The organism is Bacillus sp. K2I17, assembly GCF_002209985.1.
GTDB classification, from domain to species: domain Bacteria; phylum Bacillota; class Bacilli; order Bacillales; family Bacillaceae_G; genus Bacillus_A; species Bacillus_A wiedmannii.
Genome location: NZ_NJGF01000018.1, coordinates 79755 through 99033, shown reverse-complemented (window position 1 = coordinate 99033; position 19279 = coordinate 79755). Strand labels below are relative to the sequence as shown.

Below are 19279 nucleotides of genomic sequence, written 5' to 3'. Positions count from 1 at the left end.
TTAGGAAGTTCTCAGCTTTCCTTCCTTCTCTGTATAACCGGATAAAATAACTCGTGTCCTTTTCTTTGCTTTTAAAAGCACATCCATTAATTGTTATTTACTATATCTTATTCATTTTATTTTTGCAAGTGTTTAAAAATGATTTTTTATTAAATAAAAAAAGAAACCAAAAATAGATTTTTGGTTTCCTCTTTTCAATTTTACCAATCTTGTGGTTCGTAATTTAAGTCTGAAAATAGACGTCGTTTCTCTTTCTTCGATAAATCTCTCCACTGTCCAACAGGTAAATTATTTAATTCTATATTCATAATTCTTGTACGCTTTAAAGTGTATACTTGATAACCTAAAGCTTCACACATACGACGAATTTGACGATTCAACCCTTGAGTTAAAATAATTTGGAATTCATATTTTGATAACTGTGTTACCTCACAAGGAAGCGTTTTCGTTCCTAAAATTTTCACACCAGCTGCCATTTTCTCTAGAAAATCAGGTGTAATTGGCTTATCTACTGAAACGATATATTCTTTTTCATGTTTGTTTTCAGCACGTAAAATTTCATTTACAATATCACCATCATTCGTTAATAAAATTAAACCGTCTGAGTCTTTATCAAGACGTCCAATGTGACTAATTCGTAATGGATGATTCACTAAATCGATAATATTACCTTTTACAGCTTTTTCACTCGTACATGTAATACCTACTGGTTTATTTAAAGCGATATATACGTGATCTCGAGCAATACGAAGTTGCTCTCCATTTACACGTACATCATCACCTGGATTTACTTGGTCACCAATTTTTGCAACCTTACCGTTAATAATTACTCTTCTCTCATTAATTAGTTTATCTGCTCCACGTCGAGACGCTTTTCCAGCTTCACTAATAAATTTATTGATACGCAAATTAGGCACATCCTTTTCAAAAAAATTCAAGCTCACACTGCTTCTACCGTACAATACAAAAGGGTAAGCCTTCTATTATAACTTAAATATATTAACATGAAAGGGTATATAACGTCTTCTATTAATTACTCGTTTATAAGAAAATATCTTTATTATACATTCATTTATGCACGTTTTGTACACTTAATATACAAGCCACTCTTCCTTACATACAGCTTGTTTACTTCTTATATCTTTTAAATCATCATGAATATTAGCTAGTTTATACAACTCTGGGAAAATCTCTTCTACATAATTTTGATGCGCCATTTCATCTTTCCAATAAGTTAACACTATGTAACAATTTTCATTTTTTAAAGACTTTCCAACAACTCCACCTAACATCCCTTTTGCATTTTCCATCCCTTTATTCCAAATTGTTTCTTGTTTATGTAAAAACTGCTTTTTTCTTTGTTGTTTTACATCACAAATTGCAACTCGTACAAAAGATCCTGCTGTAATTACATCGTTCAAATGCGTATCAGTTATATCATACAACGGTTGAAATAATTCAATTTCACATGAAAGAAACGTATCCTCTTGATTACTATTTAAATAAATGGTATCGTGTGCACTATTCATAAATGATTGATAAGCCCTTCTATCTTCCCATAAAGTGAATACACATGCCTCATCTTCATTCCATCCACCAAATTGTCCGTGAAATCCATCTAGATGCTGTATAGCTTGCCATTTTTCTTGTGCTTTTGAAAATAACTCTTTTTTCTCTTCTTCCACCTTACAGTAGATTGTTTTTAGTAACATTTTTAACTCCCCCTTAGGATATAATTTACCTTCCACTTATAATTTTCAGTTTACATAATATTTTTATAATCTCCTCATTACTCTTTATGTGCATATAGAACTAATCATATTTATCACTACATCTATCAAACCATCTATCTGATTTTATTTCAAATAATTCAGAATCAAAAGAAAAGATGTAACCCTTAACGAATTACAACTTTATCTTATCTCCCTTTCTTATTCACCTTTTGTTCAAATAAATAATACGTAAGTTCTCCTGGATAATGTAATACAGTTACCTTCCGCTCCCCTTTTTTAAAACTAACAGTATGTCCGTTTTCCCCTAAGTTCTCCCATCCACTAGCCTTTGTAATAGGCATTACACTTATATATTTATACTCCTCTTCCTTATCATTGTTAATATGAATTGCTGACATTGGTACTGGAAAATCTTCAATTTTAGATTCTTTGTCTAAATATATAAGTGTAAATAAACTAACTAATAACACAACCGTTGAAATATTTGAAACTAGTTTTCTTCTATTCATTTTCACTAAAAACCCTCTTTTCTCACATATTACTTTCATTATTTTACTAATCTTGATTATTTGTGTATATAAAAAATATAATTAAAATTAATTCCAGACTATATTCTCTATTATTAACAATATTATTGTTATATATTATAATTAAAGGATATTTACTTTTGGAGGTATTACCCATTGAAGAAATTATTTTTTAATAAATGGACAATAGTTATTTCTATTTTTATTATTACCTGTACGATTTTCTACACAACTAAAGATAAAAATAATAACGAAAAAACTATCGTAGAAACAATTGATACAAAAAGTTTTAAAAATAAATTACAACCAAAAATTGATGAATTAACTACAAATTATAATGACATCATCGAAAAAGATTGGTTGCCTGCCTGGGAAGAGATTAACACGAACGGAGATTCAGTAGACAGAGATAAACTATTAGTCACAATGACTGCTATTTCCAAACAATATGAAAAAATCATGAACGAAATAGACACTGTGAAAATTAAAGAAAATATATCGGAAGTACAAATACAAGAACAACTAATTTATTTCACAACTGAATTTAAGACTGCTTCTAAATTTATGAAAAACGCAGCAAATTTAATTATAGACGGAGCAAATAACTCTACTCCATCCAATGAAACAATTGAAAATACTAAACATGCTTTAGGACTTGCGGACCAACATATTGTCCTCGCTTTATCTACGTTAAATGAAGTTGAAGTTAAATTAGGACTTGCAAAAAAATAAAACTGGTTACTATTTTAACATAAAAAAAGATTGCAATTCATATTTTGTCTGTCTATAATGTTTTTATTGATTTACAATCAATATTTTTATAAATTTTATAATTCGGATGAACCATTCAGGAGAAGGTCTATTGATCTACCGACGGGGCAAAAAGTTGCTGAATCAACTTTGAAACTCTCAGGTCTTGTTTACAAGTAGAACTGCATGGGGACGAATCTCTGGAGAGACTCCCTCTCGCTTTTATATAGCGCGGAGGAAAAAGAGCACCGAAGGAGCAAATCCGCTACTATAGCGGATAATCTCTCAGGTAAAAGGACAGAGACAAGCGAAAGAAAATGCCGATTTGTATCGGTTTATTTTTCTATCCCTTGTTTCTCCAGAGACCATTTCATTTACTTGAAGTGGTTTTTATTTTTTCATAAAAAGGAGAATACAGATGGAGACAGTAAGTACAGTATTAGAACAAATCAATCACTATGTGTGGGGATTACCAACGTTGTTGTTACTCGTTGGTACTGGTATCATTCTCACAGTGCGTTTAAAAGGATTACAGTTTAGTAAACTATTATACGCTCACAAACTAGCTTTTAAAAAATCAGAAGATACATCTTCCTCTGGAGATATTAGCCACTTCCAAGCACTTATGACAGCTATGGCGGCAACGATAGGTATGGGAAATATAGCCGGTGTTGCAACTGCAGTAACGATCGGTGGACCCGGTGCAATCTTTTGGATGTGGATTACTGCTTTGTTCGGTATGGCAACAAAGTATGCCGAAGCAATTCTTGCGGTGAAATACCGTGTTAGTAATGAAAATGGTGAATATTCAGGTGGACCAATGTACTATTTAGAACGTGGTTTAGGTAAGAAATGGCTTGCAGTTTTATTCGCTATATTCGGCACAACTGCTTCTTTCGGTATCGGTAATATGGTGCAATCTAACTCAGTTGCAGAGGCAATGCGAATTAATTTCTCTTTCCCTCCTGCTTTAACTGGTATATTTATGTCGTTTTTAATCGCCATTGTTATTTTAGGCGGTGTGAAAAAAATCGGGAAAGTGACAGGATATATCGTTCCTATTAAAGCTTTCTTTTATATCATTGCTGGGCTTATTATTATTTTCTATCACTACGATCAAATTCCAGAAGCATTCTCACTTATTTTTTCTGGCGCATTCAATGGGACTGCAGCTGCTGGTGGTTTTATTGGCGCAACAATTGCATCTGCAATTCAAATCGGAATGGCGCGCGGTGTATTTGCAAACGAAGCTGGTTTAGGGAGTGCCCCTATTGCTGCAGCTGCCGCAAAAACTGATTCACCTGCAAAGCAAGCTTTAGTTTCTATGACTGGTACTTTTCTAGATACGTTTATTGTATGTACCATTACAGGGCTAGTATTAATTACTACAGGTGCATGGAAATCAGGTAAAACTGGCGTTGAAGCGACAACACTTGCGTTCCAATCTGTATTTGGCACTGCTGGTAGTATGATTCTTGGTATCGCAATTATATTATTTGCCTACTCTACTATTTTAGGATGGTCGTATTACGGCGAGAAGTGCGTGGCTTATTTATTTGGAGAAGGTGCTGTTAAATATTATAAAGCGATCTTTATTGTCATGATTGCTATTGGGGCTAATTTAAAACTAGGTATCGTATGGACATTTGCTGATATTGCAAATGGACTTATGGCGATTCCAAACTTAATTGGCCTTATTGGGTTAAGTGGTATTGTTGTTGCTGAAACGAATCGCTTTTTACAAGCAGAGAAATTGAAAGAAAGTCATAAAAAACAGGCAAGTTAATATAAAAAAAGGAATGACTCATACATAATGAGCATTCCTTTTTTCGTTTTCTAACTCAGTAAATGTCATGAAAAATATATTTATATCGATCTTTCCCTTTTTTTATTCCACTAAAAGTTTTTCACATAAATGACATAAATCGTATGGTCTAACTATATAGTTGAAAAGGAATGTGACATTAAAGTGTCGCCGAAAAACTCATCCAAGAAAAGGGAGGAAAAATCTTTTGAAAAACAAAATCATTGTTTTCCTATCTGTTTTATCATTTATTATTGGTGGTTTCTTTTTTAACACAAATATTTCAAGTGCTGAAACATCATCTACTGATTACGTCCCTAACCAATTAATCGTTAAGTTCAAACAAAATGCCTCTTTAAGTAATGTTCAATCTTTTCACAAATCTGTCGGTGCTAACGTTTTATCTAAAGATGATACGTTAGGTTTTGAAGTCGTTCAATTTTCAAAAGGTACTGTCAAAGAAAAAATAAAAAGTTATAAAAATAATCCAGATGTGGAATATGCAGAACCGAATTATTACGTTCACGCCTTTTGGACTCCGAACGACCCATATTTTAAAAATCAATATGGATTGCAAAAAATTCAAGCTCCACAAGCTTGGGATAGTCAACGAAGTGATCCTGGTGTAAAAGTAGCTATTATTGATACAGGAGTTCAAGGTTCACACCCTGATTTAGCTTCGAAAGTAATTTACGGACATGATTATGTTGACAACGACAATACATCTGATGATGGTAATGGTCATGGTACGCATTGCGCTGGAATTACTGGAGCACTTACGAATAATAGTGTTGGAATTGCTGGTGTTGCCCCACAAACTTCAATTTATGCCGTCCGCGTATTAGATAATCAAGGAAGTGGTACTCTTGATGCTGTAGCGCAAGGGATTAGAGAAGCTGCTGATTCAGGTGCAAAAGTAATTAGCTTAAGCTTAGGCGCTCCAAATGGTGGGACTGCTTTACAACAAGCCGTTCAATATGCATGGAATAAAGGCTCTGTTATTGTTTCAGCTGCTGGAAATGCTGGAAATACAAAAGCTAATTATCCTGCTTATTACAACGAGGTGATTGCAGTTGCTTCTACAGATCAATCAGATAGAAAATCTTCATTTTCTACTTATGGTAACTGGGTAGATGTTGCAGCACCAGGTTCAAATATATATTCCACATATAAAGGAAGCACGTATCAATCATTAAGTGGTACATCTATGGCAACACCTCATGTTGCAGGAGTCGCTGCTCTTTTAGCAAATCAAGGATATAGCAATACACAAATCCGCCAAATTATTGAGTCAACGTCTGATAAAATTAGTGGTACAGGTACGTATTGGAAAAATGGTAGAGTCAATGCATATAAAGCTATACAATATGCTAAACAATTACAAGAAAATAAAGCCTCTTAAGAAATAATGTAAAACTTTAATCAGTGATCTGCCATTAGTGCGGGATAAAATAGAAGGAGAGACTTTTACAATTAAAGGCTCTCCTTCTTACAAACTATATTACTCCCCCTCCTTCTGCACCATATGTAAATACAGTACAAAATCCGTCATTGTCGACGAATGACCGAGTTGACGGATCATCGCTGTTATATTTCCTCTATGATATGTACCATGATTTACGACATGTTGTACTAACTCTATAATTGAAGTTTCTAATTTCCCTGCATATGGATTCTCGATAACAAATACAGCATTCACGTCTTGTATTGTAATTAAAAAGTCTTTATATTGATTTGCCATGTTTTTAAACATTTTTTCTAATTCATGTAACGATTTAGTTTCGATTTGTTTTCGTAAATTTTCTCGGTCTTGTATTGCTTCATTCATACTTTTACCATGCAATATGTGTAACCACACTTGATCTGTAATATAAATATGCGCAAAAGTATCCTTAATTGATGGAAATACACTCTGTATCTTTTCGCTAAAGATTGTCTCATAGCTTGGTAACTCTTTTAATCGATTGAATAATCGCGTATTAGCCCAATCATGGTAATCAAACTGTTTTAACATGTACTCTTTCAATCTAAATCGCCTCCTTATTGTACGAAACGAATGTTTTGTTTCTCCATTTCCGATTCTCTATCAGCTTTTGCAATCCCTTTTTCTTCAACTACATGTTTATTTATAGTTTTATATTTTACATACGTATGAAATTCCGTTTGAAATGGAAACGGTGTAATCCGTATTGTTTCCTCGTCCACCCATTCAGCTTGAATAGGTTTCTCCACCTTACTATTAAACATTTCCGTTCCTTCAAAACCACCTTTAAACAAATCAATTTCATCTTCCTTTTCTACGCCAGGTTTATTCATACACACATATAAAGAAAGTTCATCGCAAAACTTTAATAATCTATAATGTTTATCGAACATCGCAAATTGTTCTTTCGTTAACGTTTTCAAAATTCTTTTTTGTCGTTTCAATTCATGTTTATAAAAAGACATCATTTCTTCGTCTTCGTCATTTAATGAAAATGATAAAAAATGTTTACTACAAAGTAATGCTCCGTATGGATTCGAATCTTCAATTTCATTCAAACCAATCGTATAAAAAACAAAACGCAATGAACTTGGACAATCCATAAATGTATATGGAATATTTTTAGCATCATTCAAAATTGGTACTTTATCAAGTTCTATCCATCCTCTATCATGCTCATATATTGCATCAATTGTCTCTTTTAAGTATGTTTCATCTTCAAAAAAATCTTCTTTTATATGCTTTGCAATCTCTCCAGCTAAAAAACCATGATCATGTTGACGAATTAATATACTTTCTTTCTCATTCTTTTCACGAAAAATCATTCATATACTCCCCCTCATCCTCATATTACAGCATTTTCTATACATCAATTCTTAATTAATCCCTAATTATTAGCAGGGATTCAGTCTCTTACAACGAAATTAACATAACTATATAGTATTCTTTCTAACCATATAAATAGCTTTCTCTATACTATCCATTATACTAAAACATTCATTCTAAAAAACTTTTTATGAGGTGAAAACATGAACAAAACAGAATTAGTTAAAAACGTGGCACAATCCGCTGATATTTCTCAAAAGGAAGCTTCTGCAGCGGTACAATCCGTATTTGACACAATTGCTACTGCATTACAATCTGGCGATAAAGTTCAATTAATCGGCTTTGGAACGTTTGAAGTGCGCGAAAGATCTGCTCGTACAGGACGTAATCCACAAACTGGCGAAGAAATTCAAATCGCTGCTGGTAAAGTTCCAGCATTTAAAGCTGGTAAAGAGTTAAAAGAAGCTGTGAAATAAATAAGAAACCAGCCATTTTATAGGCTGGTTTCTTATTTTCTATTTAAGCAGATTTTTTATATTCTCTGCATGATATACTTCACAAATATAAAATATGCATTTGCAATTACTTACAATTTGATATTTTCTAGTTGGATACACATTCGCCGTAACAGAGCATCCATCAAACAATTCAATAATATTCCCAGATGGCTGATATCCTTCGTATAATACGTTTCTTCTTACTTCCATCTTTTCTATAATTTTTTCAACTGGAATATTCCCACTCTCTAATTCACTCTTAATTGTATTTGGTAAAAACGAAGTGTCCGCAAAAATTAGATTCTCAGATAACACTTTTCCTTTATAACTAACATTGGATACACGGTAAAGAAATGTTCCGTTTTTATCAAAGAAATTCTTTGCTTCTTTCGGGATGTACTGTCTATCAAGTACCTCTTGTTCGAGAATTTCAAACTGAACTGTATCATTCAAAAGCTTTTCTAAAGCATGAATAGATGATGTATCTCCAGAAAATAAAATATTTTTAATTGCTTGTACATTATAAGTGAATTCATTTGTTCTATTTTCCGCTACTAACATGAGGAACACCTCTTCTATAAGATTTTTTATTTAACTTATTTATAATTTAAAAGCGCTACTGCGTCTAACTGTGTAATTTCAGTTACTTCTTTACTAAATATTGCAATTGAAGCCATATAATCTGCACTTGGCCTTATATCCTCCATCATTGTATTTTCTACTAACTCTTGCCTATCCTTAAAAACTAACAAATTTGGAGGATCATTTGGAGCTGATACAGTAATACCTACTGGTGAAATCATTAGTCCTTCACCTGTCGCTTTTAGTACCGCTTCTTTTCGAGTCCAATATGTTAAAAAACCTTCTATTTTCTGTTCATTAGGTAACTTCATAACTTGTGCTATTTCAATGTCTGTTAATACGCCCTCTGCCATTTTCATAACATCTACATTTGGATTCATTTGTTCAACATCAACGCCTACAGGTGCAGACTTTGTAAATGCAACAACAACCCACTCACCCGAATGTGAAACAGATATTTGCGGCATTCCTTCTGGTAATTGTGGTCTACCATGTTGTAACTTACATACAGAGCACATTCGATTAATCGGTACTTGAACTGGCGACATAGAAAGGATCTTTCCAAGAACTAATCTACTAATTACACAACCTATTATAAATCGTGCACGATCTGCCGAATGATGATATGAATTTGCTTTCTCTCGTTCAACATCATTTAGTAAATTGTAATGCCATGATTGTAAATCTGAAATTCTTGCCCACCATATTTGACAACTATTCTCATTAAGAGTTGGTACAGAATCTACAACTTTACTCTCTATCATGTAAACTCTCTCCTTCTAAAAAACAATATCATTTTATTTCAAAAGAATATTATTATTCTATAACTTATTCGTTTACAACTTCTTTTTCTTTTTGTAATATAGGTAACGGCTTTTTCTTCTTCTTTTCCATTACCTCTTTATCAGAAATACGTAAAGAAAATAGTAATGCTACGAGTAAAAATATTGCTGATCCAATTAACGCAGCTTGATATGGTAAGAAATCTGACTGAGCATTATTTTGTACACTATTATTTCCAAAACCGGCTAGTATACTAGCTAAAACTGCAACTCCTATCGCTGAACCTAATCGATTTTGCACATTAAATATAGTCGTAGCTCTCCCCATAGAAGGTGGCGTGATATTATTAAATGCAGAAAATTGAACTGCTCCAACAGACTGACCTAAGAAAATACCGATACCAAACAATAATGCCCGAATTTGCCATGGGTTCGTATCGTGATTTACAAAACTTAATAAAACAAAGATAATCGCCGTACAAATTAATCCAATAGAAATTACCTTTCGAGCTCCTAGTTTCTTATATGACCATGGCACAATCTGTGACGATATCATTAACCCAATCGCCTCTGGGAATGTCGTAAGACCTGATTCCAATGCGGAAACCCCTATTACATTTTGATACATAAGTGGAAAAACAAATAACATTCCTAGTAAACCAGCGGATGAAAACAATGAAATAAGACTCATTTTTCTAAAGACTGGTTCTTTTAATAAGCGTAAATCTAACATCGGTTGCTTTACTCTAAGTTCTACAATGATAAACAATGTAATGAATACAATCCCAGCTATTCCAGTACTTATAATCTCTGAAGCCCAGCCTTTTGACGGCCCTTGACTAAGTGCATAGATAAGCATCGCGAATCCTGGTGCTGAAAGAACAAAACCGAGAGAATCAAAGCGACCAGCTGATTTTTCAATATGCTCTTTTAAAAATAGTAGACCGAATAGTAATGCTACGATTCCGAACGGTAAATTAATATAAAATGCCCAGCGCCAAGACATTTGATCTACAAAAAAACCGCCAATAATTGGTCCTACTGCCGGTGCTACAGCAATTGGCAACACAATAAACCGTGAAATTTTCGGCCTTTCCTCTGGTGAAAATGTTCGGAATAACATCGCCATCCCAACTGGTGTTAAAAGCCCCCCGCCAGCACCTTGCATGATGCGAAAAAGATTCAATGAAGTAATATCATTCGCTATTCCACATAATGCAGACGCAGTTGTAAATACGAAAAGAGCGGTTAGAAATACTCTTTTCGTACCGAAGCGATCTCCTAACCAACCAGAAATCGGAAGAAAAACAGCTAAGCTAACTAAATACCCAACATTAACCGTCCCCATTGCAGATGGAGGCACTTGTAGTTCTTTACTTATCGTTTGGAGTGCTACATTCACAATCGTTGCATCCATCGCAGCCATAAACATCGCTGTTATATATACGATGCTTACAACTACTTTTGGATTTATTTTTGCCTTCATTATCGTTTTCCTACTAATATTTTTTCGCCCACTTGTTTACTTTTCGGATTCAAATCTTCCCAGTTATTTTCAACATATTTTAAACAATCATTCCTACTAGCCTCTTCATGCACGACATTCCAACCAATAGGTACATCAAGAAAAACAGGCCAGAGAGAATACTGGCCCTCCTCATTTTTTAGTACTTTATATGTGTAATTATCATTTTCAAACGGATTCGTCATACTGTACTTACCCCTTTCTTATCCTGCAAATATTTCGCTAATACTTGTCCAATCTCTGTAAGTGGTCCTGGTTGACATAAATCTTTATGTCTACAATCAATATGGTGTTGCACAATTTGCCCCTCTAAATAATTTAGCCACGTATTTGGAGAGATAGGATCGAACCAGTCTGGTATAACAGTAGATCTAAAGAATAAAATATCTCCGTTATAAACTTTCGGTACATATTTCCCTAACAATCCTACCGAATTTACATATGTTTCTTTCAAATTTAAAATCGTCTCTTCTTCAAGACTTGCTAATGCACTTCCATCTTTACGAAGTATTTCTACTGCACTTTCCATCGTAAGTGGTTTACCATCCATGTTATCTGGATCGTATCCACCTAAAGCAAGTAATGCGATTAACGCTTCTTCTTCAGTAGGTGCTTCCGTATTCGGTAAGAAGTGACCTGGATAAGAATCCAGCATAACGAGTAATTCTACTTCTTCCCCTTCATTTTGCAGTTGCGCCGCCATTGCATGCACAACATTTCCTCCGAGCGACCAACCGAGTAAACGATATGGTCCGTGAGGCTGTACTTCACGAACGTGTTTTAAATAATCCGCCGCCATCTCCTCTAAACTTTTTGGAAGTTCTTCATTTTTAGCAATACCACGTGCTTGGACACCGTAGATTGGATAATCTGTTCCTAAAGATTTCATAAGTCCTGCATAGCACCAACTTAATCCACCTGCTGGGTGTACACAAAATAGTGGTAATTGGTCTCCGCTTGCTCGTAATGGAAGCAACACATCAAGTGCACTTTGTCCATTTCCCACTTCAAGTCTTTCAGCAAGACCCGCAACAGTAGGTGCTGCAAATAAAGTTCCGATATTTAGTTCGACCCCAAGTGCTTCTTTAATACGACTCATAAGCTGCACTGCAAGAAGTGAATGGCCACCTAAATCAAAGAATCCGTCATCAATTCCAATTTGCGGCACACTTAAAATTTCTGTAAACAAGTCACATAACATTTCTTCTTGCGGTGTTCTTGGTCCACGACTAGAAGATGATGCGATAAATTCTGGAGCCGGCAATGCCTTTCTATCTAATTTACCGTTTGGAGTTAAAGGCAACTCATTTACTACTACAAAAGCGTATGGAACCATGTAATCTGGTAAACTACCTCCAGCATACTTACGCATTTCATTCGTATCAATCATTTCATTATTTGATGCGACGATATAAGAAACTAACCGTTTATCCCCTGGTTGATCTTCCCGTACAATAACGGCTACTTGCTCAACTTTAGGATGTTTCATTATTACCGCTTCTATTTCCCCTAATTCAATTCGGAATCCACGAATTTTTATTTGATGATCTGCACGTCCTATATAATCTAGCGTCCCATCTTGACGCCAACGTGCTAAGTCCCCAGTACGATACATTCTTGTACCTGGCTTACCAAATGGATCTGCAATAAAACGTTCTGCTGTTAAGCCTGCTCTTCCTAAATATCCACGAGCAAGCCCTGCACCTGCAACATACATTTCTCCAACTACTCCAGGTGGCACCGGTTGTAAATAGTTGTCTAACACATACACTTTAAGATCAGGTATACTACACCCAATTAAACTGTTTGCTCGTAAAGAGACGATTGTTTCATCTAATTCAATATAACTAACATGTACTGTCGTCTCCGTAATACCGTACATATTAATAAGTTTTGGTGCGTTATGAGAATGTCGACAATACCAATCTTCTAATCGACTTAGCTCAAGTGCTTCTCCTCCAAAAACAACATATCGTAAAGATAATTTTTGGCCAATTTCTTCATTTTCACGATCTGCTTGCATCAATTGATAGAACGCTGATGGAGTTTGGTTTAAAACAGTTACCTTTTCTTTAACAAGAAGTTGTAAAAATTCTTTCGGCGAGCGACTTACAGTATGTGGTACTACGACTAAACGCCCACCATATAATAAAGGTCCCCAAATTTCCCAAACCGAGAAATCAAAAGCATATGAATGAAACATTGTCCATACATCGTTCTCGTCAAATTGGAACCAATGATCAGTTGCTCCTAAAAGTCTTACTACATTTTGATGAGGTATCATAACGCCTTTCGGTCTACCAGTTGAGCCTGATGTATAAATAACATACGCAATGTGCGAAGGAGATAACTGCTTCATGCGCTCCATTTCATCAATATTGTCTTCACTATATTTCTCAATTTCCCCTATTACTTTCACATCATCAACTAAAATTTTCAGTTCCTCATCACATTCAATTTCCACATCTGAATTTGTTAAAACACATGATGGTTTCGCATCGTGGAGCATAAATGAAATACGATCTGACGGATAATCCGGATCTAACGGAAGGTATCCCGCACCAGCTTTCAGAACAGCTAGTAAGCTTACAACCATATTTAAAGATCTCGGCATCGCTAAAGCAACGAGTTGATCAGGGCCTACTCCATTTGCTATTAGCAATCGAGCTATTTTATTCGCTTTTTTATTCAACTCTTCATAAGTTAACTTTTCATCTTCAAAGACGACAGCAATAGAATTTGGATTTATATGAGCCTGCTTTTCAAATAATTGTGGCAATGTCATTTCGGGTACAATTTGAAAACCACCATTCCACTTTTCTAACACTGTATTTTTCTCTGCTAAAGTTAATATTTCTAATGTGCCAATTGATTGATCCGGATGTTTCGCTGCATCATCTAATAACAAAATAAATCGTTCAACTAATTTTTGAACTGTTTCACGTGTATATAAATCCGTACTAAATTCTAGTAACCCGTTTAAGCCATCTGGAGTACCATCAACTCCGTTACTCTCGCTAATTTCAAATGTTAGATCAAATTTCGCAGAACCAACGCTTTGAATTTCAAGGTTCGCTTCTATATCCGGAGCATCAAACGTTGCTTCTGGCGTATTTTGGAAAGCTAACATAACTTGAAACAGCGGATGACTATTTCGAGTACGTACTGGATTTAACACTTCAACGAGTCGTTCAAATGGAACATCTTGATTTTCATAAGCTGCAAGATTTGATTGCTTCACTCTATTCAATAATTCTTTAAAGCTTGGATCTCCTGATGTATTTGTACGTAACACTAATGTATTTACAAATAAACCGACTATGTCAGAGAGTGCATCTTCATTTCTTCCAGCAATCGGACTACCAATTGGTATATCAGTACCTGCACCTAATCTTGTAAATAGCGCACTAAGTCCTGCTTGCAACACCATAAACAAACTAACTCCGTTTTTCCGTGCAAGCTCTACTAACCTACTATGCATACCCGCATCTATTTGAAAATGAATTGTTTCTCCGTGATAACTCATTTCAATTGGACGCTGGTAATCTGTAGGTAACTCTATTTTATCTGGTAAACCTTCTAACTCTTTCTTCCAAAAATCTAATTGTGTTGAAATAAGACTTTCTGGTGTAGTTTCATCACCAAGCAACTGTTGTTGCCAAAGTGCATAATCTGCGTATTGAACTGGAAGTGTCTCTAGCTGTACTCTGTTACCTTGACATCGTGCTTTATATGCCGCTGCAAAATCTCTCGTTAACGGTTGTAATGACCAGCCATCCCCTACAATATGGTGCAATAGAATTAGTAATACATGTTCGTTTTCATTCACTGTAAATAGTTGCAGACGAACTGCTGGTTCAACATCAAGGTTAAAACTATATCTTACCGCCTCTACAAGCACACTTTCTAATTTATCTTTACATGTTTTTGTTATTATCATTTCTAGATTTAAATTTTCCATATCTAAAATTTTCTGATAGGAACTACCTAATACGTTAGGGAAAATCGTTCTAAGCGTTTCATGTTTCTCAACTACATCATAAAAGGCACCTTGCAATGCTTCCTCGTTCAACTTTCCAGAAATACGAACGACTAATGGAATATTATAAGTAGGACTTGGACCTTCTAAACAATTTAAGAACCATAACCTGCGCTGTGCAAATGAAAGTGGAACTTCATTTGGTCTACTTACTTTCTTAATAGCTGGTCTTGCAGTTTTTGCTTGATCCAATTGTTTTGCCAGTTCAGCAACAGTTGGCGATTCAAATAATTTTCCTATTCCTAATTCAACACTTAACGTTTCACGAATTCTTGCCATTAGACGAGATGCAAGAAGCGAATGGCCACCCATTTCAAAGAAATTATCATCAATGCTAATGCGAGAAACACCAAGTACTTCTGCAAATAAATCACATAATATTTCTTCTTTCGGATTTCTAGCAACTCTCTCCTTGTTCATTTCATTAAAATCAGGAGCAGGTAATTTCTTTCTATCAACCTTACCATTTGGCGTTAATGGTAATTCTTCTAGCACAACAAATGCCGATGGCACCATATAATTCGCTAAACTTTCTGAAACATAAGAACGAATTTCTGAAAGGTTAATCCCTTCATTCCCTTCGGCAACGATATATGCAATGATTCGTTTATCATTTGGGCGATCTTCCCGTACCATTACTACCGCTTGTTGAATATATTCATGTCGTTGTAATACCATTTCAATTTCAGCTAATTCAATTCGGAAACCACGAATTTTAATTTGATGATCTGCGCGGCTCATGTACTCTAACACACCATCGTTACGCCATTTCACAAGATCACCTGTGCGGTACATGCGCTTCCCTGGTTTTCCATAAGGATCTGCAACAAACCGTTCAGCCGTTAACTCTGGTTTTCCTAAATATCCGTTCGCAAGCCCTTCCCCTGCAATATATAATTCACCAATTACTCCAGGTGGTACTGGTTGTAAACCTGCATCTAATACATACACGTCTGTACTCCAAATTGGCTTTCCAATAGGAGGTATACCAATTTCCTTTTTATCGATGTTCATGACAGTAGACCAAATAGTCGTTTCAGTTGGTCCATATAAGTTTGTAATAGAGCAACCTAATTCTTTTAATATATTTGCTAAATGGGCTGGAAGAGCTTCACCACCAACGAGCACATTTAGCCCTTGTAGCCTTTCTGGATATTCAGTTACTAACGCCTGCCATAACGTCGGTGTAGCTTGCATAACTGTCACTCTTTCTTCTTGTAACAGTGCCGTTAACGCAGAAGGCTCTTGAATTACCTCTTTTTGTGCAATTGTTAAACTTGCACCACTAATAAGAGGTAAATAAATCTCTAGAGCAGAAATATCAAACGCAAATGTTGTAACTGCTACTAAATGATCGTTCTCATTTAGTGAAAACATATCGTCCATAGCCAATAGAAAGTTACTTAAAGCTTTCATAGGAACAATTACACCTTTTGGATTTCCGGTTGAGCCTGAAGTGTAAATTGTATACGCAGGCTTTAAAAATGAATCATCATTTCTAAATGGTAGATTCCTATGAGAATATGCTTTTAATGCTAGTTCTGTTTCTTCTCGATCTAATTCGATTTTTTTTATATCATTTTCTATAACTGAAGTAGATGAAACAGATGAATGTGTGATGATATAAATTGGTTTTGCATCATTTACTATATAATGTATTCGCTCAGCTGGATATTCTGGATCTATCGGTAAATACGCTGCACCAGCCTTTAAAACTGCTAGCATACTAACTACCATTTCTATTGACCTTGGAAATACTAAAGCTACAAACTGATTTGGCCCTATTCCTTCTTCTACTAAATAGTGCGCTAGTTCATTCGCCCGTTCATTTAGCTCTTTATACGTAAGGTCTACTCCGTTACACGTAACCGCTATTTTATTTGGATTTTTTTGTACTTGTTTTTCAAATAATAAAGGTAGAGTGATTAAATCCTCAGCTTCCTTAGTTTCATTCCATTCGAATAAAACTTTATGATTTTCTTCTGGAAGAGTAATGTTTATATTTCCAATCGACACGTCTTTTTGATAATCATTTATCACTAATTCTAATACATTCATAAATCTCTCTTTATGCAATGCTAGTTCCGTATCACTATATACTAACGGATTCGCATCAAAATGAATCATTAGCTCATTTTGATCAAAACGTTTATATACATTTATCGATAAATCATCGACTGGTCCTGCTGATAAATTATATGTAATACCACGATTCCCAGCAAAATTAAGCCCATAATCAAAAGGCATCACATTCACTAACGGCCCGAATAACCTTTGATTTTCACCTAGTAACTTTAAGTCTCTTCTTAATTCCTCATGACGGTATTTATGATGACGACGTACTTCTCGAATCTCTTTAGAAACTTGCTGTATGCATTCCGCAAGAGTTATATTTGGAGTTACTGTAATACGAAGTGGTACTAAATTCATTACCATGCTCGGTGTATAAATAGATGCAGAACCGAGACGCCCCATCATTGGTAAACCTAAAACAATATCATTTGCACCTGTTAATTTATGCATGTAAATACTTGTTACAGCTACAATAAATTCCGGCCAACTTGTTAAAGAAACATTAATATCTTCTAGTAAAGTTTTCGTGCTAGAACTGGATAAATAAGCTGTTTCTCGTAAAAATCCATTTGATGTTCTCGGCGCTCGTTCTGCTAAACTTATGACATCCGGTTCATCTGCAAATTTTTCTAACCAAAAAGTACGATCTTCTTGAAATTGTTTAGACTCACGATACTCCATATCTTCTTGTACAATTTTTGCAAGAGAACCAAATGGCTTTTCATTCTTTCTTATTTCTTCTATAAGTGATGTATACTCTTTCGCTACCTTTTGGCTTAGAAGTGAAAATCCATAGCCATCCATCACAATGTGATGGATGCGCTGATACCAAAAGAAACGATTATTTTCAACTTGAATAAGTGCTTCAGTAAATAAAGTATCTCTTTTCAAATCGACTGGCATAGATAAATCATTTTTCATCCATACTTTAGCAGCTTCTTCAGGATTTTCTTCTTTACGAACGTCAATAAAATACATATGAAACTGTAATTCTTCAATAACTTGCCATGGACCAATTTCATCCTCTTCGAAGCGAACATGTAGTGCTTCTGCTTCTGTTACAACTTTACGTACTGCTAATTGGAAAATTTCTTGATTAATATTTCCGTTTATTTCAACATATTCCCCAGTATTATAAATCGGATTAAGCGGATCTAATTGCTGTGCAAACCACATACCAGTCTGCGCAGATGATAACGAATGACGAACCTTTTGACTATTAGGCATTCTTTACTACCCCTTTATTATGTAGTCTATTTGTTACAGCACCTGTGCTGTCTGTGAAGATAGTAAACTGTACCAATCGGAAACAGTTGGACGTTCTGCTAAATCTGCAAAAGTTATTTCTTTCCCTTCACGACGCCACATCTCTACTAAACTCATAATTCTGACCGAATCAAGTCCTCTATTTAGTAAGTCCTCATCAATATCAATACTCTCTACTGGCTCACGAAGTAGTTGTGCAACTAGTTCATGCACTTCCTGTAAAGTGATTCCTTCACTCTCATCACTTTTTACACTTTGTAAATCTTTTAACAGTAAGTTTGTTGATGTCGTTACTGCACATCTATTAGATGCATACTCCAATGCTTGTTTATGATGGTCTATTGAAAAATCAGCAACTGCATCTGCTACAAAAAATGGTTCTATACCATCCATAAATGCTTCGCAAGCTGTTAAAAGGCAGCCGATATGCGCATAAATACCGCAAATAATAAGTTGATCTCTTCCCTGTTCATTTAAAATTTCTAATAGATTTGTCTTTTTAAATGCACTATATCTCCATTTTGTTAAGAATATATCATCTTCATTAGGAGTAAGTTCATCGACAATTTTCTTTTTATCTGGTCCAGCAGGAATACCGTCACCCCAGAAGTCTTGTAATAATCCACGTTGTTCTAACGTTTGTCCACCTGGTTGTGCAGTATAAACAACTGGTATACCAAGTTCCTTACATTTTTCTCTTATCACCTTAATATTTGAAATGAGTTCTACTTTGGGTGATTCTTTATCGCTATATGCATCAAGAAAATATTCTTGCATGTCATGGATTAAAAGAACCGCACGTTTCGGATCTGGCATCCAGTTCACTTTATTTTTTGGTAGTTCTGATTCAACTGGCATTTTGTATACTGAAATAGATGGGATAGCCATCTAA

15 protein-coding genes and 1 riboswitch are annotated in these 19279 nt (G+C 35.0%); of the genes, 4 read left to right on the top strand and 11 right to left on the bottom strand.

Translation table 11 applies throughout. The annotated features are described in order from the left end of the window. Positions 1 to 200 precede the first annotated feature (200 nt). From rluF to CER22_RS19865, 3 genes are all read right to left on the bottom strand, one after another. The gene (gene rluF / locus CER22_RS19875) at positions 201 to 908 is read right to left on the bottom strand and encodes a 23S rRNA pseudouridine(2604) synthase RluF (protein ID WP_001222161.1); all 708 of its coding nucleotides are present in this window, start codon (positions 906 to 908) and stop codon (positions 201 to 203) included. A gap of 183 nt (positions 909 to 1091) precedes the next feature. Beyond that, positions 1092 to 1712 carry a YdbC family protein gene (locus tag CER22_RS19870; protein ID WP_088063309.1) on the bottom strand — a complete coding sequence of 207 codons (621 nt, stop codon included), beginning with the start codon at positions 1710 to 1712 and terminating at the stop codon, positions 1092 to 1094. 206 nt (positions 1713 to 1918) lie between these two features. After that, entirely contained in the window at positions 1919 to 2284 is a 366-nt protein-coding gene (locus CER22_RS19865; protein ID WP_098133849.1) for a hypothetical protein, read from the bottom strand. A 132-nt stretch (positions 2285 to 2416) separates the two neighbouring features. On the opposite strand from CER22_RS19865, the gene CER22_RS19860 reads away from it, so the two are divergent. The 3 genes from CER22_RS19860 to CER22_RS19850 all read left to right on the top strand — a co-directional run bounded on the left by CER22_RS19860 (position 2417) and on the right by CER22_RS19850 (position 6216). Further along, the gene (locus tag CER22_RS19860; RefSeq protein WP_088609420.1) at positions 2417 to 2992 is read left to right on the top strand and encodes a hypothetical protein; all 576 of its coding nucleotides are present in this window, start codon (positions 2417 to 2419) and stop codon (positions 2990 to 2992) included. Between the two features lie 208 nt (positions 2993 to 3200). Continuing rightward, positions 3201 to 3321, top strand: a riboswitch (glycine riboswitch). 107 nt (positions 3322 to 3428) lie between these two features. Then, on the top strand, positions 3429 to 4796 hold the full coding sequence (locus tag CER22_RS19855; RefSeq protein WP_000451054.1) for an alanine/glycine:cation symporter family protein: 1368 nt from the start codon (positions 3429 to 3431) through the stop codon (positions 4794 to 4796). A 226-nt stretch (positions 4797 to 5022) separates the two neighbouring features. After that, a complete protein-coding gene (locus CER22_RS19850; RefSeq protein WP_088609419.1) occupies positions 5023 to 6216 on the top strand; it encodes a S8 family peptidase in 1194 nt (397 codons plus the stop codon). Positions 6217 to 6315: 99 nt separating this feature from the next. On the opposite strand, the gene CER22_RS19845 is transcribed toward CER22_RS19850, so the two are convergent. Together CER22_RS19845 and CER22_RS19840 are read right to left on the bottom strand one after the other, a co-directional pair. Next, positions 6316 to 6840, bottom strand: coding sequence for a DinB family protein (locus CER22_RS19845; protein ID WP_088609418.1), 525 nt, complete (start codon positions 6838 to 6840; stop codon positions 6316 to 6318). 14 nt (positions 6841 to 6854) lie between these two features. Next, positions 6855 to 7622 carry a DUF3891 family protein gene (locus CER22_RS19840; protein WP_046955746.1) on the bottom strand — a complete coding sequence of 256 codons (768 nt, stop codon included), beginning with the start codon at positions 7620 to 7622 and terminating at the stop codon, positions 6855 to 6857. A gap of 204 nt (positions 7623 to 7826) precedes the next feature. Between CER22_RS19840 and CER22_RS19835 the strand changes: the two genes are divergently transcribed. Continuing rightward, positions 7827 to 8099, top strand: coding sequence for an HU family DNA-binding protein (locus tag CER22_RS19835; protein ID WP_001043960.1), 273 nt, complete (start codon positions 7827 to 7829; stop codon positions 8097 to 8099). 39 nt (positions 8100 to 8138) lie between these two features. Here the strand turns inward: CER22_RS19835 and CER22_RS19830 are convergent, their stop codons facing one another. The 6 genes from CER22_RS19830 to CER22_RS19805 form a co-directional block, all read right to left on the bottom strand. Next, positions 8139 to 8681 (bottom strand): hypothetical protein, encoded by a 543-nt coding sequence (locus CER22_RS19830; protein ID WP_046955745.1) that lies wholly within the window; start codon positions 8679 to 8681, stop codon positions 8139 to 8141. A gap of 35 nt (positions 8682 to 8716) precedes the next feature. Continuing rightward, positions 8717 to 9466 carry a 4'-phosphopantetheinyl transferase Sfp gene (gene sfp / locus CER22_RS19825; RefSeq protein ID WP_088609417.1) on the bottom strand — a complete coding sequence of 250 codons (750 nt, stop codon included), beginning with the start codon at positions 9464 to 9466 and terminating at the stop codon, positions 8717 to 8719. A gap of 64 nt (positions 9467 to 9530) precedes the next feature. Beyond that, positions 9531 to 10970, bottom strand: coding sequence for an MDR family MFS transporter (locus CER22_RS19820; RefSeq protein ID WP_088609416.1), 1440 nt, complete (start codon positions 10968 to 10970; stop codon positions 9531 to 9533). Then, positions 10970 to 11194 (bottom strand): MbtH family protein, encoded by a 225-nt coding sequence (locus tag CER22_RS19815; protein ID WP_088063306.1) that lies wholly within the window; start codon positions 11192 to 11194, stop codon positions 10970 to 10972. Before CER22_RS19815 ends, CER22_RS19820 begins: the two co-directional genes overlap by 1 nt. Then, the gene (locus CER22_RS19810) at positions 11191 to 18348 is read right to left on the bottom strand and encodes an amino acid adenylation domain-containing protein (RefSeq protein WP_088609415.1); all 7158 of its coding nucleotides are present in this window, start codon (positions 18346 to 18348) and stop codon (positions 11191 to 11193) included. The genes CER22_RS19815 and CER22_RS19810 overlap by 4 nt, the downstream gene beginning before the upstream one ends. Positions 18349 to 18381: 33 nt before the next feature. Continuing rightward, positions 18382 to 19275: an isochorismatase family protein gene (locus CER22_RS19805; RefSeq protein WP_088609414.1), complete on the bottom strand. Its 894-nt coding sequence runs from the start codon at positions 19273 to 19275 to the stop codon at positions 18382 to 18384. Positions 19276 to 19279 lie beyond the last annotated feature (4 nt).